This window comes from Aquitalea magnusonii (assembly GCF_003202035.1).
In the GTDB taxonomy this organism is placed as follows: Bacteria; Pseudomonadota; Gammaproteobacteria; order Burkholderiales; family Chromobacteriaceae; genus Aquitalea; species Aquitalea magnusonii.
In genome coordinates, this window is sequence record NZ_QJKC01000031.1 from 1 (window position 1) to 24,478 (window position 24,478).

Genomic DNA, 24,478 nt, shown 5'->3' on the forward strand with positions numbered 1-24,478 from the left:
CGTGGGCGCGGCGTACCAAGCCGCTTTCGCAAAGTACCAGGGCCTAAAGGTGCAGATTGCCGCGGCCACGACTGCAGAAGCAGTGCAAGCCATCGTCTGGTAACCCGCCACAACAAAACCGACAAGCCCGCCCCGTGCGGGCTTTTTTGCGCCCGCAGGAGGGCCTATGTCCGAAGAAAAGAACGAGCTGCAGCAGGATCGCACCCTGACCGATGCCGACGTGGACGCGATCATCGACCGCACCTTTGACCGCTTCCGAATCAATGTTGGCGGCGGGGTGCTGGCGCTGGCCTGGAAGGGGGTGATCGTGTTCATCGTGGTGGTGGCCTACTACGGCTGGAAGAAAGGCGGCGGCTGATGAACCTGACCACTTCCATCCTGCAGGCCGGCACTGGCTGCACGGCGGCTGCCGCAGCGAAGTGGCTACCGCCCATTCAGGCTGCCTGCGACAAGTTCCAGATCAACACCCGCCTGCGCGTGGCGGCATTTCTCGCTCAGATTGGCCACGAATCCGGTCACCTCGTCTACGTGCGGGAAATCTGGGGGCCGACGGCACAGCAACTCGGCTACGACGGCCGGGCGGACCTTGGCAATACCAAGCCGCAGGCCATTTCGATAGCCAAGGCTCACGGCTCAACCCCGGGCCGCTGGTGGGCTGGCCATGGACTGATACAGGTAACTGGCTTCGACAATCACCAGCTGATGGGCGTTGCCCTTGGCCTGGACCTACTCAACCATCCCGAGCAGTTGGAGCAGCCGGCCAATGCCGCGCTGTCCGCAGGGCAGTACTGGTCCAGCCGTGGACTCAATGCACTGGCTGACGCCAGCGACTTCCTGACGATCACCAAGAAGATCAACGGCGGCACCATCGGGCTGGCCGACCGCCAAGCGCTCTACACCGCGGCACTCAAGGCCATTCCGGCCTGACCACACAATTTAATGTGCAACCCACACCCGGCCGCGCGCCGGGTGTTTGCATTTCTGGAGCCTGAAAATGGATGTCACCGAGACCCACGAAGAAGTGGAAACCCTGACGGTAGATGTCGAACTGCCCGGCCATGCGCCGCGCACGGAGACACCCATCTATGCCCGCACCCACAAGCAGCGCGTAGCCGTCGACAACCGCTGCTGGGTATGCCGGCGCACGGCCGCCGAATCCGGCCACCCGCTGGAAACTCACCACCACCCCATCGAGCGCAGCCTGGCCGAGATGATCGACTTCGAGCTGGTGCAGGCCGACTGCATGGCCGGTGAGTATGGCGACGCCGCACGCCAGTTCGACTGGGAAGATTTCTGGAGTGGCTCGACCACCCAGACCTATACGGCCACCTGGGAAGACAACACCGTCGAGCAAGTCACCATCCGTGTGCCGGCCGATCCCTACAAATTCGTCGACAACATGCTGGTGAATGGTCGCGTGCTCTGCAAGGAGCATCACACCGGCAAGGATGCCGGCATGCATGCCATGCCCTTCCCGCTGGTGCTGGGCGAGAAGTATGGCCGCAAGGGCTACCGCTTCACCGCTACCCAGATCCTGCACCACGGCGACGAGGTGAAACCCGCATGACCGCCGTCGCCCGCTTCCAATGGTTTATCGCGGCCGGCTTCCTGCTGGTCGTCTGGCTGATCTTGGTGCTGACCGGCTACGCGCCGGCCGGGCCGCTGATCAGCACCGTGCAGCAAGGGCTTGTCACCGTCGTGGCTGCCCACCTCATCGCAACCCCGAAAGGACCGACCCCATGAAACGCGCATTCTCTGCCCTGCTGTTCGTCGTTGCCGCATTCGTCATGACCGGCTGCGCTACCCAGCTGAACACTGCCAGTGCACTGGCTGATGCCAACGTGCAAATGACCCAGGCCGTGGCCAACATCACCGAGACTGCTGCCGCCACCGGCTTGGTGCCGGCTGACAAGGCGGCCGTGGCCGTTGCTGCCACCAAGGTCGCTGCCGGCGTAGCAAGTGCCATTCAGTCCGATGTGAAGGCCGTGGCCAGCCAAGCCAAGGCCGCCAAGGCCGCAGCCGCCCAGGTCAAAGCAGCTGCTAGCGCGCCGGCTGCCGCTTCTGCTCCGGCGGTGGAAATTGCCCCCGACCGGGTGCCGGCGGCTGCCAGCCAGCCGACTGCCGTGCCGGTGGCGTCAGCCCCTGCCAGCGTGCCGGCCAGTGACGGCAATGCGGCCATTCTTGCGGGCATCACCGCTGTGGCCGTGGCTGGTGCCGGCCTGTTCTCTGCATGGAAGAAGAAATACCCCACGGGCGGTGGCCAGCCGTGAGCGCGTTCCTGTCGGAGCTCACCGCCACCTGCATCGACGATACTGCGGCCTCTGGCCGTGGTATCTGGCGGGTGGACAAGCCACTCCGCTACAGGTCCGATCTGCTGGGCCATGTCATCACTGTTGAGCCGGGATTCCTGACCGACTATGCATCGGTGCCGCGCGTGCCGGTGCTGTATCTGCTTTTCGGGGATACCACGCACAAGGCTGCGGTCATTCACGACTGGCTGTTCCACCATCACGAAGTTTGTGATGAAGCCACAGCCAATCTGGTTCTGCTGGAGGCGGCGAAGGTCACTCGCATTCCTGCATGGCGACGCCTTGGCATCTATCTCGGGGTGAAGCTGGGTGGGGAGTCGAGCTGGGAAGAGGACGGCCGAGGTAATGGCCACGCAATCATAGACGGCGTGATCGTCTAAATCCCCGCAGTCTTTCTTGCAGCGCATGGAGCAGATGCTGAACGACTCGCTGCTGAAGCCGACGACGTCGCCAAACAGCTGAACGCCTGCCAGGTGATTCTGGCGAATGATCGGGCCGTGCACTGATCGTGGCTGCTCCTTATAATAGGAGTGGCCAAGCGCTTCGCCCTGCCCCTCTTCTTGGGGTACTTTCCCCCCATGACGGTAGATTTGACGGTATCGCGAATCAATACGTCAGAAATATCCATTTGCAAACAATTAGTTAACCACATCAATTCACAATTGAGTGGGAGTGATTCCACGTTAAGCAATGATTCGCACTTGCTAGCATGCAACACCCCCGAAGCCCGCGTCACAGCGGGCTTTTTGCATTTTCTGTCTGGCAACATCTGGCACGATTTGGCACCAGCAAGCAGCTATTTTTCACCTCGCTATCGCACGGTTTGGGCCAAGACATGATCATTCTGGCCGAAGTGTTCGTCCATATCGCACCGACACGCAAGCTTCTCATTGCGTATGCCGATCCGGAACTTGTGACTAAAATCCTGAAGCGTGCGGCCATGCCACCGGCCGATCCCGTACAATCTCCCGGCAACTAGACTTTGTATAGGATTTTTAATGGCATCGACTGGCACTGCTGAACATCAGACTTGTTTCTTTTGCGAAGTGACCATCTATGAGAGCTTCTGCATCGGCGGCATTCATAGCCGTATTGAAAGCAATCCGCCGAAGGTAGGGCTGATCGTGGTCCAGCAGGCTGATTGCTATGCGGCGGGATCGGAGCCATCGGCATGATCTACCAGAGACGAGCTCTTCAGCGCCGCCTCAATGAGCTTCGCGAAGTACTTGATGATGAGGAGGTCAGCAAACTAGCTGAACGTCTCAACCGGGCCGGCAGGGACCGGGTAGCCGCAATGTGGGAATTGGTTGTGTTTCACGGTCTATCGAAATGCGGCCACCTCAAGAGCGAGGTTCCTCTGGCGTCTGGGAGACGACCGGACATCCATTTCGAGCATGATGGGCTACGATTGATCGCCGATGTGACAGCAATCTGCGATGAAAGTCTCGACAAAGACAACCCCTATCGCGAACTGATCCAACTAATCGAAGCAGCCAAGAACAAGCTCAAGCTGCCTACCGGAGGTCTCGATCTACGCATCCGAGCCAAGCACGAGAATACCAAGCGAGGAAAAAAGACCACCCTCCTGTTACCTCCCAGGGAGAAATTGCAGACATTCGTTTCTCAAACAATCGTTCCGCAGCTACGCGAGCAGATAGCCGCAGGGACATCACCTCTGCGCATAGTAATTGATGACCACGATGCTGATCTGGACATCATTATTAATCCGACAAAGTCACCTTACAATTCTGCCGGCTTCGCCGCCTATGACGTACCCCAGATCAAAGATCAGAATCCTCTCTATAAAGCACTCAAGAGCAAGGCCGATCAGCTCCGTGGCGCGCTGGGTATCACCGGCGTCATTGTAGGGGATGGTGACTGCTGCATTCTCTCAGATCGCTCACTAGGCTGGGGGGAGGTGTCAGCCAAGCAAATTATCGATGAGTTCTTCAGGCAATATTCATCCGTCGATTTCGTTCTGCTCCTAAGCGTCCGTGAAAGCCGCCTTGGCTGGGCTCCTTACCCACCTCCTGTTCGGCAGAACCATCCAAGTTTGTTTATTAGGGAGGGCTGTAACACCAGCTCCGAATTAAATACTCTGTTCCAGTCGATGATAGGGCACTTCCCGAAGCCCGCGATGATGCCCGTCAACGGCGCACTTCGGGCTCGCGAAGACGATTACGGCCTCGGTCATCACGGAGGATATTCTATGGTGGGATCAAGCGTAGTGCGCCTCGGCCTGCGCGAGTTTACGGAGATCTTCGCGGGTCTGCGTTCACTTCAGGGCAATGGCGCCAAGTATGTCGAAGCAGCACAGAAACTACCTCAGGAACCGAACCACTTGCAGGCTATCGTGTTGCGCAATCTGATGGAAGGCCGCCTGCCGGAGTCGATCGAGATCATCAAGACCGGCGAGGAGGATAACGACAACTGGGTCGAAATCCACTTCGGTGAAATCGACCCCGCCATCGCTCCTCTCCGGTAAAGCTACTCGGCTTGTCGGACTTGGGGCTCAGCAAGCAGCTGTGGCGTTAATCGTTAGAGACCTCGGGACTTGCCGCCCCGGCCTACTCACCCTAACCACCCAATGCCCTAAGCTGGTGAAGTGTAGTGTTCACGCCATGGCTAGAAAGTTCGGGACGTGAAATAGTAAGTGGCGACAAGCTCTGAAAACAGAGCAGAGCAGTAGAGATATAGAGAGGAGTGCGAATGGCTGATGAGCTGATCTTGGACTATGAAGACTTGTACCTGCTTCACCGGCACTACATCAACTTGACCTGCATTGACTCTGGTGTGGCAGCGATCAAGGAAAATGGCGGCAAGCCGAAGCGCTACAACTTCAGCGCCTTCGTCGTGAACGTTGAGGGCGTGGCCTTGGCGATCACCGCAGGTCACATCTTCTCGGACCTGAAGCAAGCCATCACTGCTGGTGCGAAGCTGTCCGACTGGGCTATAGATGATTCCATGACCAGCGACCATGGGTTCCCCGCCTATCCAATCGACGTCAACTTGGAGCGTGACGTAGTCTTCTTTGACGAAGATGGTCTCGACTACGGCGCTTACCTGCTGGATCCGATGGCATTGAGGGCTCTTAATCAGAGCGGCATCGTGCCAATCGAAGAGGCTCAATGGAACGCAGAAGATCTGCCGGACTTTCCATTCTGGACGCTCATCGGATTGCCGACCCAATTCGCGACGCTTAGGCATGCTGGGCCGTCGATCAAGAACCATGTGACGGTACATGTGACTTCGCTGCACGATCGCCCCACCGGCTTGAAAGACATGAAGCATCCTCGGCTTTTCGCGCGAGTTGAATTCGAATCCGTAGCAGAGTGGGGGCGCCACTTCGATATCGGGGGCATGAGCGGTGGGCCGATTTTCGGAACACGTACGCCCCCGCAAGGAAGCAGCTACGATTACCGATTGATCGGAATCCAGAGCAGTTGGGACGAGCGAGAGAACGTTGCTATGTGTGCAGCACAGCCCTTTTTACGCGCGTTGGTTGGCTTGGTGAGATCGGTGCACGGCTGCGGTGGCAAGTCTACAGAATAAATTTAGCGCCTTGCCTAATAAATGAGCGCAGCATGAAAGTTACCGATCATGCTATCTCTCATGGCACTAAAATATTTACACTACACAAGCCATTTTTTTGCAATGAATTTTTGTTCTTATTAAGAATAAAGTGGGAATAAAATCAGTTTAATATCAACTGCTTATACAACACTCAATCAGTTTTTTTTGAGTGCTAAGGTTCTGAAAAATTTTGCTCTAAACTGCTTGGCTGACCAAGCTGCTTGGACAGGATTTGGACAGCAAACCTGCCATCAAAAGCCCGGGAAACCGGGCTTTTTTTGGTTCTTCACGGATTAACGGGAAACACAGCGTTGATCTTCAGAAAGACATACCCGCGCTCCCGCTAGCCGCAGGCCATCCACGGCATGACTTTGATGCGCGTGCAGGCGTCTTGCCAGCCGTTTCGCCAGTTGCCCCAAGGCCGGCGACGGCGGCGAACCGACCTTGGGCGACGGCCAAAAGCGGGGCCAGCCATCTTTGTCAGCAGCATCCGCCGGCGGCGATGAGGAAGACTGGCGAGGCACCAGCCTTCATCTGTGCCAGCTGGCGCTCACTGACCCAGAGGCGGCGTGCGCGGCGGAATCATCCGTCGGCTGCCGGTGGCCTCGAATGCACTGGCAAAACGCAGTAGCGCGTTGTCGTCGTAAGCACGTCCGGCAAAGGTCAGGCCCACCGGCATGCCGATATCGGCCATCACGCCCATCGGCACGGTCACCGTGGGTACGCCCAGGTGACGGATGGCGAGGTTGCCATTGGCCACCCACACCCCGTTGCTCCAGGCGATATCGGCGGAAGCCGGGTTGACGTCGGCATCGGCCGGGCCCACGTCGGCCACGGTGGGAAACAGCACCGCGTCCAGCCTGAGTTCGTCCATCCAGTCTTCCAGGTCCATCTTGCGGATTTTCTCCAGCCCGCGCAGGCCGTCCGGCACGCTGGCAATCTGGTCGAAGGACTTCAGTCCGCGCTTGGCCATGTTGACATACTCTTCCATGCCGGCTGCCAGATCGCCCTCGCGGTTGGGCAGGGTGCCGGGGTCGTGCGGGAAGATTTGCGGGCCATCCACGTCTGCCAGCTTGTTGAGCTTGGGGTCGCCGTTGGCACGCAGGAATTCATCGAAAGCCCAGCCGGACAATTCCCATAATTCATCGTGCAGGAAGTCCGGCGGCAGGATGCCGCGATTGGCCACGGTGGGTGCGCCGGGCCGGTCGCCTTCACAGTTGGACACCAGCGGGAAATCCACCTCAATCACTTCTGCACCGGCGGCTTCCAGCGCCTGCCGCGCGGCTTCCCACAAATCAATCACCGAGGCACGGGTATGGATGCGCTGGCCGGTGGGGCCGCCAATGCCCGGTGCAGCACTGGTGCCGGCCAGTTCGTCCTTGTTGATATACATGCGCGGCACGCCAAAGCGTTTGCCTTTGAGCGTTTCGGGCCGGGACAGCAGGGCCGGATAGGCGTCCGGGCGCACGGTAGATGCCTTGGGAATCTCCACCCAGGGTTGCAGGCGCCACAAATCGCCACGGGTGACCGGGTCGTCGGCCACGATGATGTCCAGCACTTCCAGCAGGTCGGCCATGGTGCGGGCATAGGGCACCACCACGTCCATGGTGGGGGTCAGCGGCCAGTTGCCACGTACCGAAATCACCCCGCGCGACGGGGTATAGGCGCACAGGCCGTTGTTGGAGGCGGGGCCACGGCCGCTAGACCAGGTTTCTTCCGCCATGCCGAAGGCGGCGAAGCTGGCGGCAGTGGCAGTACCGGCCCCGTTGGACGAGCCAGAGGCAAACGGCGCGGTCAGGTAGTTGGCGTTATAAGGGCTTTCGGCGCGGCCATAACAGCCACGCTGCATGCCGCCATTGGCCATCGGCGGCATATTGGTCTTGCCCAGGCAAATGGCACCGGCGGCGCGCAGGCGGGAAATGGTGAAGGCATCGTGCTGGGACACCAGCTCTTTGAAGGCCGGGCTGCCCGAAGCAGCAGTCAGCCCCTTCACCAGATAGCTGTCCTTGGCGGTGTAGGGAATGCCATCCAGCGGGCCCAGTGTTTCGCCACGGGCACGGCGCGCATCGGAGGCCTCGGCCTCGCGCATGGCTTCCGGATTGGGCACCACCACTGCATTGAGCCTGGTCTCGGTAGCTGGGCCATCGTAGGCCGCTATCCGTGCCAGATAAGCCTGGACCAGCTCAACCGCCGTGGTTCGCCCGGATTCGAGCGCGGCACGCAGCTCGGCAATGGATAGCTCGGTAACCTCGATCATGCTACACCCTCCACTAAGAACACGGATTTCATTCCCATCACGCCGACAGCCTTGCACCAAGCGCAGGCATGGGCGATGACGCAATATGGCGGCTAATCTACAAGAGACTGGCTCATGCGGGAAAATGATTCATTTTGATATACCCATTCATGCGACGAATACTGCTCCATCGCTACCGTGCAGCTAGTCGGTCGTTTCAATCAGGCTGCGCATCAAGCCACGCAGCCACAGCAGCGCCGGGTTGCTGTCCTGCACCGGATGCCAGATGCAGTTGAGGTGATAGCCGGGCAACTCCTCCGGCAGCGCCACCATCTTCAGCGGCCAGTAGCCTGCCATCATCGCCGCCACTTTCTTGGGCAGGATGAACAGGTGGTCGGTATGGCTGACGATGGCCGCCGCCGCCATATAGCTCTGGCTGTGTACCGAAATCTTGCGCTGCAAGCCGCGCGCGGCCAGAAAGTCATCCATCGGCGAACCGAGATTGCCCAGCGGCGCATGGAAGACATGTGGCAAGGCAATCAGGTCGGCCAGGGTAAGCCGGTCGCTCTGGAAGGGGTGGCCGGCACGCAAGATGCCGGTCAAGGGCTCGTTCAGCCAGGTTTCCCGGCACAGATAGCCGGGAATCTTCATGTATTCGTCAAAACCCAGCAGAAAGTCGATTTCGCCATCGGCCAGCGCTAGTTCCGGCATCTCCTCGCGCAGGATGGTGATGTCGATATGGACATTGGGCGCTTCCACCGCCAGCTTTTTCACCAGCGGCGGAATCAGCACGCATTCCACGTAATCGGTGGTGCAGAGGGTGAAGCGGCGCGTCGAAGTGGCCGGGTCAAAGGCTTCGGGCTGGCTGAAGTGGCTTTGCAACAGGCTGAGCGCCTGATGCACGCCCTGTTGCAGGTAGAGCGCCTTTTGCGTGGGCTGCATGCCATGTGGCGAGCGCACCAAGAGCGGGTCGTTGAAGAAGGCCCGCAAGCGGTTGAGCGAGTGGCTCATGGCAGGCTGGCTGACAAACAGTTTCTCTGCCGCCCGCGTGACGCTGCGCAGGCTGACCAGCGCATCCAGCGCCAGCAGCAGGTTCAGGTCCAGCTGATGCAATTTCACATCATTCACCGTATTTATGAAAGTATTCGTATTGTTCATTTGCTGAATAGTTTGCCTCTCCCTAGACTGCGTCTGTCAATTACTTCCTCGTGCATGGCAGACAAAACCGGCTGACGTGTCGCACCGCCGGACAGCACTGCAGCTGCACGATGTCCTGAATACTTCCGATGGCATCAATCAATGCATGGTGATCTCAATGAACAGCACAACGCACACTAGCCTGCCTGCCGCCGACGGCTTTCACATGCCGGCCGAATGGGCCCCGCAACAGGCGGTATGGATGATCTGGCCGCAGCGCCCGGACAACTGGCGCCATGCCGGACGCGAGGCGCAGCAGACGTTTGCCGCCATTGCCAAGGCCATTGCCGCGGCCACCCCGGTGTTCATGGCCGTGCCGCAGGAATGCATGGTCGCAGCCCGCGCCGTGATGCCGTCCGAAGTGACGCTGGTGGAAATGAATAGCGATGACTGCTGGATGCGCGACAGCGGCCCCACCGTAGTCATCGACCAGGCAGGCCAGGTGCGTGGCGTGGACTGGCAGTTCAATGCCTGGGGCGGTTTCAACGGTGGCCTGTATCACCCGTGGGACCAGGACAGTGCCGTGGCCAGCCAGGTATTGGCCCACCATGGCTTTGACCGCTACGCCGCACCGCTGGTGCTGGAAGGCGGCTCGATCCATGTCGACGGTGAAGGCACGCTGATGACCACCGCCGAGTGCCTGCTCAACCCCAACCGCAATCCGCATTTGTCCAAACAGCAGATTGAAGCCCTGCTGTCCGACTACCTGGGTGTCACGCATTTCATCTGGCTGCCGGAAGGCGTGTTCATGGATGAAACCGACGGCCACATCGACAATATGTGCTGTTTTGCCCGTCCGGGTGAGGTGATCCTGCACTGGGTGGACGATGAAAACGACCCGCAATACCCGCGTTCGCAGGCCGCCTATGAAGTGCTGTCGCAAGCGCGCGATGCCAAGGGCCGCCAGTTGAAGATCCACAAGATGCTGTCACCCGGCCCCTTGTACTACAGCGCAGAAGAAACCGCCGGCGTGGTCGCCAGCGGTCAGGCTGTTCCGCGTGAAGTAGGCGAGCGCATGGCGGCGTCCTATGTCAATTTCCTGATCAGCAACGGCCAGATCATCTTCCCGCTGCTGGATGCACGTACCGATGAGGCAGCCGCCAGCCGCCTGCAGGAAATCTTCCCGGAATACCGCATTGTCGGCGTACCGGCGCGTGAAGTGCTGCTGGGCGGTGGCAACATCCACTGCATCACCCAGCAGATTCCGGCAGGCCAGGCCGGCTAACAAGCTGCTGCCCTACCCGGCAGGCGGGCGCATGCCCGCCTCTGCCTCTCACCGCTCGTGGTGCCGCTGTTCACCCGCCCATGGGTGGCATTACCCCGCATTATCCTGTGCGATCCAGGCAGGGTAATTGGGAGAGCATTTCGTCAAATGCCGCGTCGTACAGGTATCCTCGTGGCAGCTCCAGACGCTTGATCGGTCCGTCATCGAGAATAAACTCGTAATAGCCGCTGCCATCGAAACTGGTGTTGCGATAAGCACGGACATGCTTTAACAAGATGGCTTTCTTGCTTAATCCGTTACTGATCATCAAGACGCTTCCGTCATAGCGGACCCAGGAGTTGCAGGACACCAGGGCGGCAAGCAGCGCGACGGGCAGCATGACTGCCGGCAGGACAAAGTCACCGGCGTGATTGCCATTGGCGGCCCAATACGGCAATAGCCCGAGTGCCAGGCAAAGCATGCCTAATCCGGACAGCAGCACGCGAAACCAGATGGGGGGTCGATAAGTGCGTGGCGTAAGCAGCATGAAGGCTCCCTGCAATGGCAACTGGTCACACGATGACCGGGCAACAAGCGGCTGGCTGAGCCGGCTTTGCCACCCCTCGCCAGCGTGTCGCGCCTCATCCAGCAGCCAGCAGCCAGCAAGGGGCAAGACTGCCCATGGCGCGGGCTACAGGATAGCTTGATGTCCAAGTCAGATATTGCACTTTACCGGTAAACAGGCAAGAGCATGCATGCTGATGGCGTAAAAAACCAATACAGGCTAGATGTTTTCCCGGTGCAGTCATTTGCTGCATTTCCGGGCCATCCTGCTGAGCGCTGGGTGACCGCGACTCCTTCCCTCTCCCTCCCTCTCCCCTGCCACCTGGCCCCTGGGCCGCCAGCGCAAGAGCTGGCTGACGGCCGGCGCAGCCTTACTCGATCAGGTCTTGGCGAACAACAATTCCCAGTTGGTCATCGGACCCAGCGGAATGATGTCCCAGCCAATCAGGCCGACCCTGGCCAGGGGAAAGTCCATCAGCAGGGCGCGGGCCGCTTCCACCGAATCGGCTTCGGCCATGATGGCCACACCGGGGCGGTCCTGGCGGAAATAGATGTCGCGGATGAAACCGGACTTGTACAAATCCCAGCCGTGGCGCACTTCATCCAGCATATGGGGGCCGTATTGCTCCAGGCTGGCCTGGGGATTGGGGATATCGAGGCAAAGCAGTTTCATGGGGGTGACTCCAGTACAGTGAATGGCACAGAACCGTTGCGACGATCACGGTTCAGGCCGCGACAGCCTGTGCCAGTGGCGCGCTCAGACAGGCGCGCAGGGCCTGCTGGAAAGCGGCGAGCTTGTCGCCGCTGGCACCCATGGCCTCGTAGAAGGCCAGCGGTTCGGCATAGGACATGCCCACGTACAGCGCACTGGCCTTCATCGGGGTCAGCACTTCGTGCACGCTGCTCTGGATCAGCCCGGCAGCTGAATAGGTATGTGCCGTGGCACCGGCCGACACCACCACCTGCATTTGCTTGCCCTGCAGCGCCTTGCCTTCGGGGCCGAACGCCCAGCCATAGCTCCAGACCTGGTTGAGATAGGCCTTGAGCATTGGCGTCAGGTTGAACCAGTGCATGGGAAACAGGTACACCACGCGCTCGACGCCCTCGTGCGCTTGTTGTTCCGCGGCGATATCAAAGGCGGTGGTGTCATGGCCATACAGGGTTTCCAGATTGCGTACCGTCACATTCGGCAGTGCGGCGGCGGTTTGCTGCAGGGCCTGGATGACCTGCGACTGTTCGGGATAGGGATGGGAGACGATCAACAGTGTTTTCATGGGTTTTCCAATATGCAGTGGAATGAAAAGTGGCCCCATGTCCAGCATGGCAGCCCGTGTCGAGTGCATTCTGGCTGGATTCATTGTTGAACAGAACGACGCAACGGGTTTATGATTAATCAACCCAAGGTTGTCAATTCGACTGAATCTGCCAATGGAAAACGCTATTCATGGACTCCTCACAGCGCGTACGCGCCATCCTGTCCTTTGTCCATGCCGCTGATGCCGGCAGCTTTGCGGCCGGAGCCCGTGCGCTGGGCATTTCTTCTGCCGCGGTGAGCAAGAACATTGCCGGGCTGGAAAGGGCATTGGGCGTGCGACTGATGAATCGCACCACGCGCAGCCTCAAGCTCACCGAAGAAGGCGATGCGTTTTTGCGGCAGGCACGGGTGGCGCTGGAGGCGCTGGACCTGGCGACCGAGGCAGTGATTTCACAACGCGCCACCCCCACCGGACGGGTACGCCTCTCCACCAGCGCCGGCTTTGGCCGTGCGCAGCTGGCACCGGTATTGCCCGGCTTGCTGCAGCGCTATCCCGGTTTGGCCATCGAGGTTGATTTTGATGACCGGGTGGTCGATCTGATCCAGGAGGGCTACGACATCGCCTTGCGTGGCGGGCATATCGCCGATTCCTCGCTGGTATCGCGCACTGTCTGTCAGTTCCAGCTGGTGCTGGCCGCTTCGCCGGCCTATCTCGAGGCCTTCGGTGTTCCGGCCAACCCCGCGGAGCTGGCCCAACACCGGCTACTGACCCGGCGCTTTCTCGGTGGGCGGGTTTCACCGTGGAATTTCATGGCGGCCGACGGCAGCATCACCACGCTGAATACGGAAAGTGCAGCCATGACCCTGTCTTCACCGGAAACCCTGACCCAGATGGCGCTGTCAGGGGCGGGTATCGCAGAAATAGGCGTGCATCATGCCTGGCAATACCTGCAAGGCGGGGAATTACGGCTGCTGTTGCTGGGCTGGCATCACCCCGGCAATTTTGCCATGACGCTGCAGTATCCGCACCGCGCCCTGATGGCCCCACGGGTAAGGGTTACCGTGGAATATTTGCTGGAGGCTTTTGCCGCCATGGAGGAACTGCATATTCCACGCTCGGCACTGGCAGCATACGCGGCCTGAACAAGTAAACTGGCGCCACCAGTGGGTGCCAGAACCGGACAGCATCAGCCGGCGGCAACGGGCAGCCGCCCCCGGTTCAATGGCAGCCGGCAGACAACAGGCCATAGCGGCCGGCCAGGCGAGACATGCTGCCATCGCGACACATCGACAGCAGCACCTGATTGAATGCATCCAGCGTCCCCGGCTGCAGACGGCTGCGGGTAAAACCAAACAGATAGGAAATGGACTTTATCGTGGCCAGCTGGTGCACGGTGGACAGTCCATCGTGCTGGATCCAGTAACGGGCGATGTCGGCATTGGAGAAAGCCACGGCCGTGGCACCGTAGCGGCCGGCAGCCAGCTTGCGCAGCACGGTCTGCGGATCAGGCTCCACCTGCTCGGTCACCCCCGCCACCCCCTGCAGCAACTGTTCGCCATTGACTTGCGAAAGCGATGGCCCGTATACCGCCAGCACATGGCCGGACAGGTCTGCCGGCTGCCGGTAGCGCAGCGGATTGCCATTCAGCACATACAGGCCATAGCTGCTAAGCAGCACCGGCAGCGAAAGCTCCATCACCGCGCGCCTTTCCGCTACATCCTGCACCAATAGCAAGCCGTCGGCTTCGCCCAGGCTGATGGTACGCAAGGCGCGCTTCCACACCATCGCCCGCACTTCGCAACGCCATTCCAGCCGCCGGCAAGCCTCCTGCAGGATTTCCACCTGGGCACCACCCAGCTTGTCGCCACCCGCATCCTCGATGATGGGGGGAAAGATTTGCGTGACAAACAACAGGCTACGCGGCAGCGCATCGATGGCCGTGCTGATGCACAGTAGCGCAAGCGGCAACAGTATTCTGGGCAGACTCGGCACCATCGCTGTCTCCTGACTTTTTCGCCAGTATAGCCACTGATTTGCGCGACAGAATGAGCGCTCGGGACCGCTATACATGCCGGGTAGCACTACGCAAGACAATGAACAAGGAGGATTGCTTGTCTGTCACGCCCAGGAACAGCCACTCGCTACCCGCAAACCATGCACTGTGCTTCGGGAGGGAGAAATGTGGGCCGCGCTCTGGCTTTCATCAGCATCCGGCGCTGGCAGACAATTGCAGAGCCAGCCGGCCTGTACAAGCGCAACAAGCTGCGGTCAGCCTTAATCAGACCACGACAAATCGCCAAGCCTGCTGGATGAGCGACACAGGAGCTGTCCGACCTGGACGGGGAGCACCATTACTGCGGCACGACACGGCGCAAGGCCAGCGCTTTCCGGTATTTCAGATGGGCAAATCGGGCGGCGTAAATGCCCAACACCAGTCCTACCCATCCATCCTTCCAATTGCCGCTGCGCAAATACCATTTGAAAAAGGCACCAACCGGACTGGTCCACTGGCGCAGGGCAAAGTGCTTGCGGTTTCGCATCCTGGCCAGGTCCTGTGCATCAAGGCTGGTATACATCGCCAGCTTGCGGGCTATTTCGGCATGCGAGTGAAAGGTTTGATGCTTGAGCGGCAGCTCTAGCCTGCCGCAGCTGCGATAACCGGTAAAGTCCTCATGAACCGCCTGGGCTGACAGACCTACCCGCTGTTTGTTGATGATGCGAATCGGATAATCAGGGCAGCCAACCGGGTACAAGGCATGAACCTGCTTGCCCATGACAATCCAGTCACGCTGAACCGCATAGGCCTCATGCTGGAACCCTTGCTGCTGCAACTGCCGGAGATGATTGATCAGCTCAGCAGAAGGAATTTCGTCGCTATCCAGAAAAAATACGTAATCATGACGGCATTCGCGCTGGGCAAACTCACGCTGCTGACGAAAATCATCAAAGCGGCGGTACACCACTCTGGCACCACACTGCTGTGCGATCGCCAGCGTCTGATCGCTACTCCCGCTATCAACCACCAGCAAATCATCGGTCAGCCCGGCCACGGCACTCAAAATTTCTTTCAGGTAGCGCTCACTATTGAAAGTCAGCACATAGATCGACAATGGTGTCATTACTTATTCCGCCCCTGCTAATTCATTTTGAATTACTTATGTTTTTTGTATTGCTATTCAATTTCAAGAAAGCCGGCTTATCGGCTTTGTCTACGCTGAAGAACAGCCGACATGGCTACTATTCCTTAAACATGGAATTCGACAGTATGCCAATGGCGAAAAGCATTATCCTGATTTGCAGCAAATCAAACAAATCATATCTATGTCGTTTGCTCACCCTTCCTACCCCTGTGCACTTCCACCGCTGGCGATGGCCGACTCCATCCGGCAAGCTGGTGTTGTTGCACTACAGCAAATGTTTGACCGAGAGCATTTGACGCGCCTCATGCCGGCTGTTACGGTCAACAGGCATACGCGGAAGATGGGAACCATTCTTTTAGCATCGTGGTCCGACACCGTTTACCCGCCTCAACTTTAGCCAAGGAGATCGCCATGTCCGATGCCGCACTCAATCAGGAAAAAGAACAACTGCTGGAAGATGTACGCCAGGTTTTGTCCAGTACCGAAGATTTGCTTGGCGCCGCAAGCGATGAAGGTGGAGAAAAGGGTCGCGAGCTGCGCAAGCGCCTGGGCGAGAACATCAAGCTGGCCAAGGCCCGCCTGCTGGAAGCCGAGAAGCTTGTGGTCGGCAAGGCCAAGGTAGCCGCCAGGGCAACCGACGACTACGTGCATGAAAATCCGTGGAAATCCATCGGTATCGCTGCCGGTGTGGGCTTTCTGCTGGGCATGCTGGTTTCGCGCCGCTGAGGCGGATTGACTGAATGAGCGATTCCCCACGCCAGACACCTCGCCCGGGCAGCATCCGCTCGCTGCTGGGCGGGGTGTTTTCCTTGTTGCTGACCCGGTTCGAGCTGTTCCTGCTGGAAGCGGAAGAGCACAAGGACAATCTGCTGTTCAGCCTGCTGCTTGGCGGGCTGGCGCTGATTTTGCTGCTGATCGGCCTGTTGAGTGCGCTCTTGCTGGTGCTGGTACTGACGCCGGCAGCCTACCGCCCGGCCCTCCTGTCCTGCCTGACACTGGCCAGTGTGCTGGGCGCAGCCGGCTTGCTGTGGCAACTGCGCCGACGCGCATACCGCAGCCGCGCACCATTTGCCGATACGGTTGCCGAGGTCCGCAAGGACTGGGACAGCCTGAGTGGGAGGCGCTGAGATGTCACCACAGGATCGTGCCCTGAAAAAGCAGCTGCTGCTGATGAAAGGCGAAGTGCTGCGTGTAAAGCTGAAGCTGGAAATCGACAGCCTGCGTCAACGCCCGCTCGGCTTGGCCGGCGAGGGCTTCAAGGCTTTTTCGAGCAGCAGCGCGCTGGGAAAACTGGTCAATACCCTGGCCGCCATACTGCCTTCGGAATCACTGCGCCAGTGGTTGCGCCGGGCATCCCGGCTCTTCCTGCTATGGAAGGTGCTCAGCAAGTTCTGGCCCGCTCGCTGAGCGCCACGACCAAGCGGCCCATGCCGCTTTTTTGTTGGCTGACAATCAGGCCTGCTGACTGATCGTGCCGCTGTCGATGCTGGCAGCTGCGCCCCCCGCATCCGTCAGTTGAATGGTCAGCTGGCTCTCACCCTCGGCACTATCGCTGCCACCATGCAGCATATTGTCAATGGCTGCCATATCCTTGTCGCCAGCATCCAGCAGCTTTTTCAGGCCATCATCCTGCGCTTGCAGATTGCGCTGTTTCAGCCATTGCTGAATCGACTTGATGCTGTTGATCAGCGACTGCAATTCCGCATTGCCATTCAGCCCGGAAGCGCCACCCGCCAGCGCAATACCGCTGCCGGCCAGGCTGCTGCCAACACTCGCGGCATCGCTTGCCGGTGTGCTGCCAGCGGTGCTGGCATCCTGCGGACTGTCTGCCGTTGTCGCTGCGTCGGATGTCGTGGCTGACGTAGCAGCCTGTTGCCCGGCATCGCTGTCACTGCTGGCGCTGGCAGTGTCCGTCGCTGCCGCTGCCGGATTACCCGACAGGGTAGTCACCAGGCTTTGCTGCTGATCGTTGCCGGTGGCGCTGGCCACCATCTGGCGCAGTTCGGCACTGATCTGTTTCAGCTGCATGGCTATCGAGCGCAACCCACCCTTGTCCTTACCCACCAGCACCATCATCTGCCGCAGGTTCTTGATGCGCTCCTTCAGCATTTCCATGCGGCTGCCATCCAGTTGCTGGCTCTGGCTACGCTGGCTGCGGGCGGCGGACTGCTTGAGCAAACTGGCCTGTTGCTGCTGCCACTTGTTCAACGCCTGTTGCAGTGACTGATTGACGGCCTGTCTGGCCAGGTTGGGCTGAAACACGGGCAGGGTGGCAGCCCCGACAGACTGCGTGGTCTCGACACTGGCGGCGGCGGGCTGGCCGGGCAAGCTGGCAGGCGCTTCGGGCGGGCTGGGCAGGGTGGTATATAACTGGATGGAGCTCATGTCATTGGCCACGGCAAGGCTATCTTCATATGAATTTATCGGCAGTTTCCCGCAATTCTTTAAAGCTAACGGTACAAGTGCAGCCGGCAATGCCGTTAAAATGTCAGCCTGATCCACCGCCAGCATGATGCCAATGCCCTCTTCCCCTTCCGACCTGCTGGGCACCCCGCCCCTGCCCCCTGCCGCAGTGCAATGGCTGCGCGACCTCGGCATTGCCAAGCGGGAACAACTGCGGCAACAGGGCAGCGTCGCCACCTTTCTGCAGCTGAAAGCCGGCGGCCATACCGTGACCACGCGCCTGCTGTTCGCACTGGAGGCGGCAGCGCGCGGTGTGCACTGGTCGCAGCTGAGCGATGCCGACAAGCAGCACTTGCGCCAGCAACTGGCGGCACACCCGCCGGTGGCGCTGCCGCCGACGCCGGCCGACATCGAGCATTTCATGCGGCAGGCCATGCTGCAGGCCGAGCTGGCCGCCGCCCAGGGCGAAGTACCGGTTGGCGCGGTGGTGGTGAAAGACGGCCAGATCATCGGCCGCGGCTTCAACCAGCCAGTTGGCAGCCACGACCCGTCGGCCCATGCCGAAATGCAGGCGCTGCGGGCGGCTGCCATGCATGAGGGTAATTACCGACTGGACGGCTGCGACCTGTATGTCACACTGGAGCCTTGCGCCATGTGCAGCGGTGCCATTTTGCATGCGCGGCTGGCACGGGTGATTTACGGTGCGCGCGAAGCAAAAACCGGTGCCGCCGGCAGCGTGACCGATCTGTTTGCCTTGCGCCAGCTGAATCATCACACCGCGGTGTGGGGGGGCTATCTGGCCGAAGCCTGTGCGGCCCAGCTGGCGAGCTTCTTCCGCCAACGCCGCTCGCGGGAGTCCTAGCATGACCCGGCTGTCGTTGACCATGATCGTGCTGTCTGGCCTGCTGGCCTGGCCGCGTGCCGCCACTGCGGCGGAGGCGGAGGATGCCGCCAGCTTTGTCCTGCAATCGGAACAGGATGCGCCCTTGCAAGCCACCCGCGCCAATCTGCGCCATTACGGCCAGCCCTGGATTCTGGTCGGCATACGCAGCCAGTCGCTCAGCCTGTTTGACGAGTGGGGCCGGCAGCAACAGCACTATGTGGTCTCCACGGCCAGGCGCGGTGCCGGCGAACAGGTCAACAGCTACCAGACGCCACGCGGCTGGCACCATGTGTGTGACAAGCTGGGCGCCGGGGCAGAGGAAAACACCATCATTTTTCGCCGCCGCGTCACGCCGTGGAAATACACGGCGGAATTGCACCAGCAATATCCCGACAAGGACTGGATTCTCACCCGCATCCTGTGGCTGTGCGGTGATGAGCCCGGCAAGAACCAGGGCGGCGATGTCGACAGCCATGACCGCGCCATCTACATTCACGGGGCCGGCGAGCATGTCGCCTGGGGCAGCCCCACTTCGCTGGGTTGCGTACGAATGAAAAACCCGGACATTATCCAGCTGTTTGAGCAGACGCCAAACGGCATAGACGTTTTGATAGACGAGAATTCCTGACCACCATGCACGCAGCTCTCAACCTGACCACGCCAGCACTGCTGTTTCCCGCCATTTCCCTGCTGTTGCTCGCCTATACCAATCGTTTTCTCGGTCTGGCCAGCATCATCCGTAATCTGTATACCGATTACAAGGAAGAACAGAATCCCAAGATCCTGCTGCAAATCGGCAATCTGCGTACCCGCATCCAGCTGATCAAATGGATGCAGTTCCTGGGCATTGGCAGCCTGTTCCTGTGCACCATGGCCATGTTCCAGATCTATACCGGCTGGCAACAGCTGGGCGAGCTGTCTTTCGGCATCAGCCTGCTGATGATGATTGCCTCGCTGGCCACCTCGCTGTGGGAGCTGGTGCGCTCGTCCGATGCCCTGAACATCCTGCTGTCGGACCTGGAAGCCGAATCGCACCGCCAGCAGCACTGAGCGGCTGGCCGCCCTGCTCATGAAAAAACCGGCCTGGCCGGTTTGGGAGTCAGGCCGCTTTGCGGCCGGCAATGATGTGCAAGGGCATGCTGACCCGTCGCACAATGGTCGGATCACCCCAGCCGCGGGCCAGGCGCTGGCGGGCATCATTCAGCACATGGTTGCCCAGGCTTTTCACGCACAGTTTGGTAGCCGACCAGGTATGCAGATAGCCCAGCAGCTGCTCGAAATTCCAGTCCATCAGTATCTGGCATTGTGGCGTTTCCAGCGGTGGCAGCGACAGGCCGACATCACGGTAACCATCCCATAGCAGCTGGCTGCAGCTGGACCAGAAGGGCTCGATGACCGCGCGGAAAAAGCGCATGGCATCGTCCACCTGCGGATTGACTTGAAACCAGTCATAGCCCCAGGCCGCAAAGACACCGCCGGGCTTGAGCACCCGTTCGAGCTGGGGCCAGAAACGGGGGTGGTCGAACCAGTGCAGGGACTGTGCCACCGTCACCAGATCGAATACCGCATCGCCAAAGGGCGGCTGCTCCGCCGCACACTCCAGGTAGAAGATATTGCCAGCGGACTCGGCTGCCTCCAGCTGGCTGTGATTGATATCGCTGGCATCAACGCGGGCAAAGCTGCGCGACAGCTGCACTGCCGCCTGCCCCGTGCCGGTGGCGCAATCCCAGGCACGGTCATGTCCGGCAACTACCGCATGCAGCCAGCGAAACAGGCTGTCCGGGTAGCGCGGTCGGTAGCGTGCGTACTGGTCGGATTGCAGATCAAATGTGGCGATGGCTCGCGTATCCATGATGTGGCTCAAATGAACGCTCTCTCAGGTAAAGAGTGCGCCGGAGCAGTCCGCGTCACCCTTTCATTGTGTACAAAAATGATAATAGCATCAGCAATCCGTATCAATTAAAGTTTATTTATTTTACAAATGTTTATTTAAAACAGCCGGATTTTTCAGCCGGAAATAATAATCAGACAGTTAAATGGCAGCGATGAGCGGCTGCCATCAGGCTTTATCGGCAGCGACAGCCCATCCTGGTGCCGCAGCCACCATGCCGCAGCCCGTATTGAATATTCCGCAGAAAAACAGTGGCAGGCATCATGCGGCCGCCACCCTGCCGGCAGATGGCGCGGACAAATGGACTAAGGCGTCGGGGCAGCGGGGCGGCGCTGGCGGGCGGCCAGCCATTGGTCCAGCTTGCCGGCAAACTGCTGACGATCTGCCTGGCTGAATGGCGGTGGTCCTCCGCTCTGGATGCCACTGCCACGCAAATTGTCCATGAAGTCGCGCAGTGTCAGCTGGCCTTCGATGGTATCGCTGGAATAGGCTTCCCCACGGAAATTGATGGCCGCGGCCCCTTTGGCCAGTACCTGTGCCGCCAGCGGGATATCGCCGCTCACCAGCAGGTCGCCCTGCTGACATTGCCGGGCGATCTCGGCATCGGCCACGTCAAAGCCCTGCCCCACCACAATGCTGCGGATATGGGGGCTGGCCGGCAAGGCGGGCCGTCGGTTGGCCACAAACACGGCCGGTGTCGCCGTGCGCTGGGCGGCGCGACAGATGATGTCGCGGATCACGGCAGGACAGGCATCGGCATCTACCCAGATGGTCATGATTACGCTTCTTCTAGGGCTGGAGTGCGGCAAGCCTACAACAGTCGCCATGTTTCTGCCCATGGCAATTTGTTAAAGTCGGCGCATTCATTGCCAAGCTAATGGCATAAACCGGCCAAGCCCTCTATAGTAGTGGGGCATGATTTCCCACCCTCCCCGCACAAGGCTTGTTGAATGACCCGCGCGCTGACCATCCTGGTGGCCGAAGACAGTCCGACCTCCCGTCAGATCCTGCTCGACTACATCCGTCTGCTTGGCCATGAAGCCGTGCCGGTGAGCAATGGGCAGGAAGCGCTTGCATACTGCCAGCAGCAGCGACCCGACGTGATCTTCATGGATGTCACCATGCCGGTGATGGATGGCTTTGCCGCCACCGCCGCCATCCGCCAGCTGCTGGGTGAACACTGGATTCCCATCATCTTCCTGACCTCGCTGTCGGATCGCAGCCAGCTGCTGCGCGGCCTGGCCATGGGGGGAGATGACTACCTGACCAAGCCGATCGATCTGGACATTCTCACCGCCAAGCTGCATGTGCTGATCCGCATATCGGAAATGCAGCAGCGCATCGCCTCGGACAGTGAGCGACTGGAAAACTACTACCGCACCAACGAACAGGAGCAGATGTTTGCCCAGATGGTGCTGGACCGCTTTACCCGCCGCGCCGAGCAGACACCGCCCAATATCCAGCAATGGCAACGCCCGGCGATGAATTTCAGCGGCGACACCATCTGCATCCGCCGTTGCCAGCCGGGGCTGGACCGCATCATGCTGGCCGACAGCACGGGGCATGGGCTGGCGGCAGCGATCTGCGGCCTGCCCGCGGTGGACACTTTCTTTGCCATGTGCGACCGCAACCTGCCGGTGCAGGAGATTGCCCGCACCATCAACCGCAAGCTGCACACCATCCTGCCCATCGGCCGCTTTGTCGCGGCCGCCATCATCGAGGTGGATTACCAGCTGCAGCGTATTGCGGTGTGGAATGGCGGCATACCCTGTGCCATGTATGTCGACCGCCAGGGCGAGGTGCTCAAGTCCTTTGGCTCGCGCTCGCCGCCACTGGGCATTCTGCCGGACAGCGCCTTCGAATCCTCGCTCGACTATTTCAGCTGGCCGGATGGCGGCTCGCTCATCGTCTGCTCCGACGGCGTGACCGAAGCCTATGACGACGACCGCCAGCCTTTCGGGGTGGATGGCATTCTGCGCGCGGTAAGCCAGGCGCGTACGCTGGACATCCAGGGTTCCATCACCCATGCCGTCAACAAGCATCTGGCCGGGCGGGAAAACCACGATGACATCTCGCTGGTGGTGGTTCGCTGCCAGTAATACCCCGCCAGCAAACAAGAAAGCCGGTCACCGCCAAACGGTGACCGGCTTTTTTCATGGTGAAACGACTCAAGCGCGCGGTGGTGTGCAACTTTCCGGGGTGCAGAACACGGCAGCATCCTCATCGGTGGCCACCAGCTCGCCCAGCAAGGCTGCGACAAAAGCCTGCGGCTGCCCCAGCCAGGGTGAGAGGTCCACGCGCTGCCACTGGCCCTGCTGTTCCAGCAGCAGGCTGGGGAAACCGCTCAAACCAGCCTGCTGCATCAGCTGGCGGCTGTCGGCGATATGTGCCGCCACCTTTTCCATCTGTTGTTCCAGTTCGCTGGCAAATGCGGTGGCCGGCAGGCCCTGCTCTTCTGCCAGCGCCTGCAACACCTCGGTTTTGGCGATTTGCCAGCCGCGCTGGTAGTGCGCCTGCTGCAGCGCAGACAACATTTTCAGCGGTGGCAGACCCAGCTGCGCGGCGGCGAGAATGGCGGCGGTTGGCGGGGTGGAATCAAACACCGCGTTGTGGTCGCGCAGCAAACCCTCAAAGTAAGCCTCGCCAAACGGCAGGCCGGTCATCCTGGCAATGCGCTGATCATGCGGCATCACATAGTCACGCAGCGCCGGGGTAACCGGCTGGCGGTTGGCTCCGCTCATCATGCCGCCACCATGCAAGTGCAAGGCCAATTGCGGCTGGGCCGCTGCCGCTTGCAATAGTGGCGAGGCGGCATAGCACCAGCCGCACAGCGGATCATAAAAATAATGCAGGGTAGCTGTTACCATTTCATCTCGCCTTTGTTGACTTTGGCACCGATCTCCAGCGACATGGCCTCACCCGCCTGCGGGAAAGCCTGCTGCATGCGCTGGATCAGCTCGCCACTATTGGCCGAAGCGGCCAGATTCTTTTCAAACTGCTGCAGATAGTCGCGGGTAAAGCGCAGGCTGGCCACACCGGTGGGGGCATTGGCTGCCATGTGGCCAGGGATGACCTGTGCGGGCTGCAGCGCTTCCATTTCATTCAGCTGGGCCACCCAGGCCTGGCGTTCCTGCTTGGTCTGGGTATCTGCCGTCCACACGTGCAGGCCGGAAACCACGCCGACATTCCCCACGATGGCACGAATCGACGGAATCCACACATAGCCGCGGTGGGCCAGCGGGCCGGTGGTGCCGCGTACTTCCAGTGCCTGGCCTTCCAGCATCAGCTGGCTGCCGGGCAAGGCATGCGGCAGTGCCAGCGGCGCCTGGGGTGCATTGGCGCCCATTTTCGGGCCCCAGAAAGCCTGCTTGCCAGCCACATTGGCCTTGATCCTGGCCAGCGTCGGTGCGGCGGCGACCAGCTCGGCCTGCGGGAAAATCTGCTTGAGCACGGTGGCCCCGAAGTAGTAATCGGGATCGGCCTGGCTCACATAAATGGTTTTCAGCTGCTTGCCGCTATCCAGCACGCGGGCGGCAATGCGGTAGGCATCGGCACGGGTGAAGCCGGTGTCGATCAGCACGGCGTCTTTTTCACCGCTGACCAGTACCGAGGTGACATTAAAGCTGTTGTCGTCGGCCTGGTAGACCGACAGCTTGAGCGGTTCGGCGGCGTGGGCCAGCGTGGAGCCCAAGGCCAGGGCCAGTGTCAGCGGCAGGAATTTCAAAGTGGCAAGCTGCATGTGTATCTCCGGAATGGTGGCGGGCATCTGCCGCGCGGGTCATTGATGGAGTGCACTTTAGCGTCAAAAACAATGCAGATATA

At 60.1% G+C, this 24,478-nt stretch carries 31 protein-coding genes; 19 read left to right on the forward strand and 12 right to left on the reverse strand.

Annotated elements, in window-relative coordinates; all coding sequences use genetic code 11:
- The first annotated feature begins 166 nt into the window (after positions 1-166).
- The 10 genes from DFR38_RS19755 to DFR38_RS19795 all read left to right on the forward strand — a co-directional run bounded on the left by DFR38_RS19755 (position 167) and on the right by DFR38_RS19795 (position 5,861).
- Positions 167-358 (forward strand): hypothetical protein, encoded by a 192-nt coding sequence (locus DFR38_RS19755; RefSeq protein WP_059286275.1) that lies wholly within the window; start codon positions 167-169, stop codon positions 356-358.
- Complete coding sequence (locus DFR38_RS19760; RefSeq protein WP_059286276.1) at positions 358-927, forward strand: glycoside hydrolase family 19 protein; 570 nt, start codon at positions 358-360, stop codon at positions 925-927. The genes DFR38_RS19755 and DFR38_RS19760 overlap by 1 nt, the downstream gene beginning before the upstream one ends.
- A gap of 67 nt (positions 928-994) precedes the next feature.
- Positions 995-1,567 (forward strand): hypothetical protein, encoded by a 573-nt coding sequence (locus DFR38_RS19765; RefSeq protein ID WP_059286277.1) that lies wholly within the window; start codon positions 995-997, stop codon positions 1,565-1,567.
- The gene (locus DFR38_RS19770) at positions 1,564-1,743 is read left to right on the forward strand and encodes a hypothetical protein (protein WP_059286278.1); all 180 of its coding nucleotides are present in this window, start codon (positions 1,564-1,566) and stop codon (positions 1,741-1,743) included. The genes DFR38_RS19765 and DFR38_RS19770 overlap by 4 nt, the downstream gene beginning before the upstream one ends.
- Positions 1,740-2,270, forward strand: a complete 531-nt coding sequence (locus DFR38_RS19775; protein ID WP_110313838.1) for a hypothetical protein — start codon at positions 1,740-1,742, stop codon at positions 2,268-2,270. Before DFR38_RS19770 ends, DFR38_RS19775 begins: the two co-directional genes overlap by 4 nt.
- Positions 2,267-2,689 carry a DUF1353 domain-containing protein gene (locus tag DFR38_RS19780; protein ID WP_158527774.1) on the forward strand — a complete coding sequence of 141 codons (423 nt, stop codon included), beginning with the start codon at positions 2,267-2,269 and terminating at the stop codon, positions 2,687-2,689. The genes DFR38_RS19775 and DFR38_RS19780 overlap by 4 nt, the downstream gene beginning before the upstream one ends.
- A 329-nt stretch (positions 2,690-3,018) precedes the next feature.
- Positions 3,019-3,288 (forward strand): hypothetical protein, encoded by a 270-nt coding sequence (locus DFR38_RS19785; RefSeq protein ID WP_059286281.1) that lies wholly within the window; start codon positions 3,019-3,021, stop codon positions 3,286-3,288.
- Between the two features lie 19 nt (positions 3,289-3,307).
- Positions 3,308-3,484: a hypothetical protein gene (locus DFR38_RS21325; protein ID WP_158527775.1), complete on the forward strand. Its 177-nt coding sequence runs from the start codon at positions 3,308-3,310 to the stop codon at positions 3,482-3,484.
- Positions 3,481-4,794, forward strand: a complete 1,314-nt coding sequence (locus DFR38_RS19790; protein WP_059286282.1) for a hypothetical protein — start codon at positions 3,481-3,483, stop codon at positions 4,792-4,794. The genes DFR38_RS21325 and DFR38_RS19790 overlap by 4 nt, the downstream gene beginning before the upstream one ends.
- Positions 4,795-5,018: 224 nt before the next feature.
- Positions 5,019-5,861 (forward strand): hypothetical protein, encoded by an 843-nt coding sequence (locus DFR38_RS19795; protein WP_059286283.1) that lies wholly within the window; start codon positions 5,019-5,021, stop codon positions 5,859-5,861.
- Positions 5,862-6,432: 571 nt separating this feature from the next.
- On the opposite strand, the gene DFR38_RS19800 is transcribed toward DFR38_RS19795, so the two are convergent.
- Positions 6,433-8,139 carry an amidase gene (locus DFR38_RS19800; RefSeq protein ID WP_110313840.1) on the reverse strand — a complete coding sequence of 569 codons (1,707 nt, stop codon included), beginning with the start codon at positions 8,137-8,139 and terminating at the stop codon, positions 6,433-6,435.
- 183 nt (positions 8,140-8,322) lie between these two features.
- Entirely contained in the window at positions 8,323-9,237 is a 915-nt protein-coding gene (locus tag DFR38_RS19805) for a LysR family transcriptional regulator (RefSeq protein ID WP_059286293.1), read from the reverse strand.
- A 196-nt stretch (positions 9,238-9,433) separates the two neighbouring features.
- On the opposite strand from DFR38_RS19805, the gene aguA reads away from it, so the two are divergent.
- Complete coding sequence (gene aguA, locus DFR38_RS19810) at positions 9,434-10,540, forward strand: agmatine deiminase (protein WP_059286294.1); 1,107 nt, start codon at positions 9,434-9,436, stop codon at positions 10,538-10,540.
- A gap of 100 nt (positions 10,541-10,640) precedes the next feature.
- Here aguA and DFR38_RS19815 read toward each other — a convergent pair whose 3' ends face one another.
- From DFR38_RS19815 to DFR38_RS19825, 3 genes are all read right to left on the reverse strand, one after another.
- On the reverse strand, positions 10,641-11,066 hold the full coding sequence (locus tag DFR38_RS19815; protein ID WP_110313841.1) for a hypothetical protein: 426 nt from the start codon (positions 11,064-11,066) through the stop codon (positions 10,641-10,643).
- 396 nt (positions 11,067-11,462) lie between these two features.
- On the reverse strand, positions 11,463-11,756 hold the full coding sequence (locus DFR38_RS19820; protein ID WP_059286285.1) for a hypothetical protein: 294 nt from the start codon (positions 11,754-11,756) through the stop codon (positions 11,463-11,465).
- Between the two features lie 52 nt (positions 11,757-11,808).
- Positions 11,809-12,357: an NAD(P)H-dependent oxidoreductase gene (locus DFR38_RS19825; protein WP_059286295.1), complete on the reverse strand. Its 549-nt coding sequence runs from the start codon at positions 12,355-12,357 to the stop codon at positions 11,809-11,811.
- Between the two features lie 170 nt (positions 12,358-12,527).
- On the opposite strand from DFR38_RS19825, the gene DFR38_RS19830 reads away from it, so the two are divergent.
- Positions 12,528-13,481 (forward strand): LysR family transcriptional regulator, encoded by a 954-nt coding sequence (locus tag DFR38_RS19830; RefSeq protein ID WP_059286286.1) that lies wholly within the window; start codon positions 12,528-12,530, stop codon positions 13,479-13,481.
- A gap of 76 nt (positions 13,482-13,557) precedes the next feature.
- Here the strand turns inward: DFR38_RS19830 and DFR38_RS19835 are convergent, their stop codons facing one another.
- Complete coding sequence (locus DFR38_RS19835) at positions 13,558-14,334, reverse strand: substrate-binding periplasmic protein (RefSeq protein WP_158527776.1); 777 nt, start codon at positions 14,332-14,334, stop codon at positions 13,558-13,560.
- A gap of 356 nt (positions 14,335-14,690) precedes the next feature.
- On the reverse strand, positions 14,691-15,449 hold the full coding sequence (locus DFR38_RS19840) for a glycosyltransferase family 2 protein (RefSeq protein WP_211310797.1): 759 nt from the start codon (positions 15,447-15,449) through the stop codon (positions 14,691-14,693).
- A 441-nt stretch (positions 15,450-15,890) separates the two neighbouring features.
- Between DFR38_RS19840 and DFR38_RS19845 the strand changes: the two genes are divergently transcribed.
- From DFR38_RS19845 to DFR38_RS19855, 3 genes are read left to right on the forward strand one after another with little or no spacing between them, the layout of a single operon-like run.
- Positions 15,891-16,205 (forward strand): ElaB/YgaM/YqjD family protein, encoded by a 315-nt coding sequence (locus tag DFR38_RS19845; RefSeq protein WP_059286289.1) that lies wholly within the window; start codon positions 15,891-15,893, stop codon positions 16,203-16,205.
- A 14-nt stretch (positions 16,206-16,219) separates the two neighbouring features.
- A complete protein-coding gene (locus DFR38_RS19850; RefSeq protein WP_059286290.1) occupies positions 16,220-16,606 on the forward strand; it encodes a phage holin family protein in 387 nt (128 codons plus the stop codon).
- A 1-nt stretch (position 16,607) separates the two neighbouring features.
- Positions 16,608-16,886, forward strand: a complete 279-nt coding sequence (locus DFR38_RS19855; RefSeq protein ID WP_059286291.1) for a hypothetical protein — start codon at positions 16,608-16,610, stop codon at positions 16,884-16,886.
- A gap of 45 nt (positions 16,887-16,931) precedes the next feature.
- Here DFR38_RS19855 and DFR38_RS19860 read toward each other — a convergent pair whose 3' ends face one another.
- Complete coding sequence (locus DFR38_RS19860; protein ID WP_110313842.1) at positions 16,932-17,864, reverse strand: hypothetical protein; 933 nt, start codon at positions 17,862-17,864, stop codon at positions 16,932-16,934.
- A 154-nt stretch (positions 17,865-18,018) separates the two neighbouring features.
- On the opposite strand from DFR38_RS19860, the gene tadA reads away from it, so the two are divergent.
- From tadA to DFR38_RS19875, 3 genes are read left to right on the forward strand one after another with little or no spacing between them, the layout of a single operon-like run.
- Positions 18,019-18,744: a tRNA adenosine(34) deaminase TadA gene (gene tadA, locus DFR38_RS19865; protein ID WP_211310799.1), complete on the forward strand. Its 726-nt coding sequence runs from the start codon at positions 18,019-18,021 to the stop codon at positions 18,742-18,744.
- 1 nt (position 18,745) lies between these two features.
- Complete coding sequence (locus DFR38_RS19870) at positions 18,746-19,393, forward strand: L,D-transpeptidase (protein ID WP_082693538.1); 648 nt, start codon at positions 18,746-18,748, stop codon at positions 19,391-19,393.
- Between the two features lie 5 nt (positions 19,394-19,398).
- A complete protein-coding gene (locus tag DFR38_RS19875) occupies positions 19,399-19,815 on the forward strand; it encodes a DUF2721 domain-containing protein (RefSeq protein WP_059286732.1) in 417 nt (138 codons plus the stop codon).
- A gap of 49 nt (positions 19,816-19,864) precedes the next feature.
- On the opposite strand, the gene DFR38_RS19880 is transcribed toward DFR38_RS19875, so the two are convergent.
- Together DFR38_RS19880 and DFR38_RS19885 are read right to left on the reverse strand one after the other, a co-directional pair.
- Positions 19,865-20,617, reverse strand: a complete 753-nt coding sequence (locus DFR38_RS19880) for a class I SAM-dependent methyltransferase (RefSeq protein ID WP_059286731.1) — start codon at positions 20,615-20,617, stop codon at positions 19,865-19,867.
- A gap of 344 nt (positions 20,618-20,961) precedes the next feature.
- Positions 20,962-21,432, reverse strand: a complete 471-nt coding sequence (locus DFR38_RS19885; protein WP_059286730.1) for a YaiI/YqxD family protein — start codon at positions 21,430-21,432, stop codon at positions 20,962-20,964.
- A 174-nt stretch (positions 21,433-21,606) separates the two neighbouring features.
- On the opposite strand from DFR38_RS19885, the gene DFR38_RS19890 reads away from it, so the two are divergent.
- Positions 21,607-22,755, forward strand: a complete 1,149-nt coding sequence (locus tag DFR38_RS19890; RefSeq protein ID WP_110313845.1) for a PP2C family protein-serine/threonine phosphatase — start codon at positions 21,607-21,609, stop codon at positions 22,753-22,755.
- 69 nt (positions 22,756-22,824) lie between these two features.
- Here DFR38_RS19890 and DFR38_RS19895 read toward each other — a convergent pair whose 3' ends face one another.
- Together DFR38_RS19895 and DFR38_RS19900 are read right to left on the reverse strand one after the other, a co-directional pair.
- Positions 22,825-23,523, reverse strand: coding sequence for a DsbA family protein (locus DFR38_RS19895; RefSeq protein ID WP_059286728.1), 699 nt, complete (start codon positions 23,521-23,523; stop codon positions 22,825-22,827).
- Positions 23,517-24,395, reverse strand: a complete 879-nt coding sequence (locus DFR38_RS19900) for an MBL fold metallo-hydrolase (protein WP_059286735.1) — start codon at positions 24,393-24,395, stop codon at positions 23,517-23,519. The genes DFR38_RS19895 and DFR38_RS19900 overlap by 7 nt, the downstream gene beginning before the upstream one ends.
- Between the last annotated feature and the right edge of the window lie 83 nt (positions 24,396-24,478).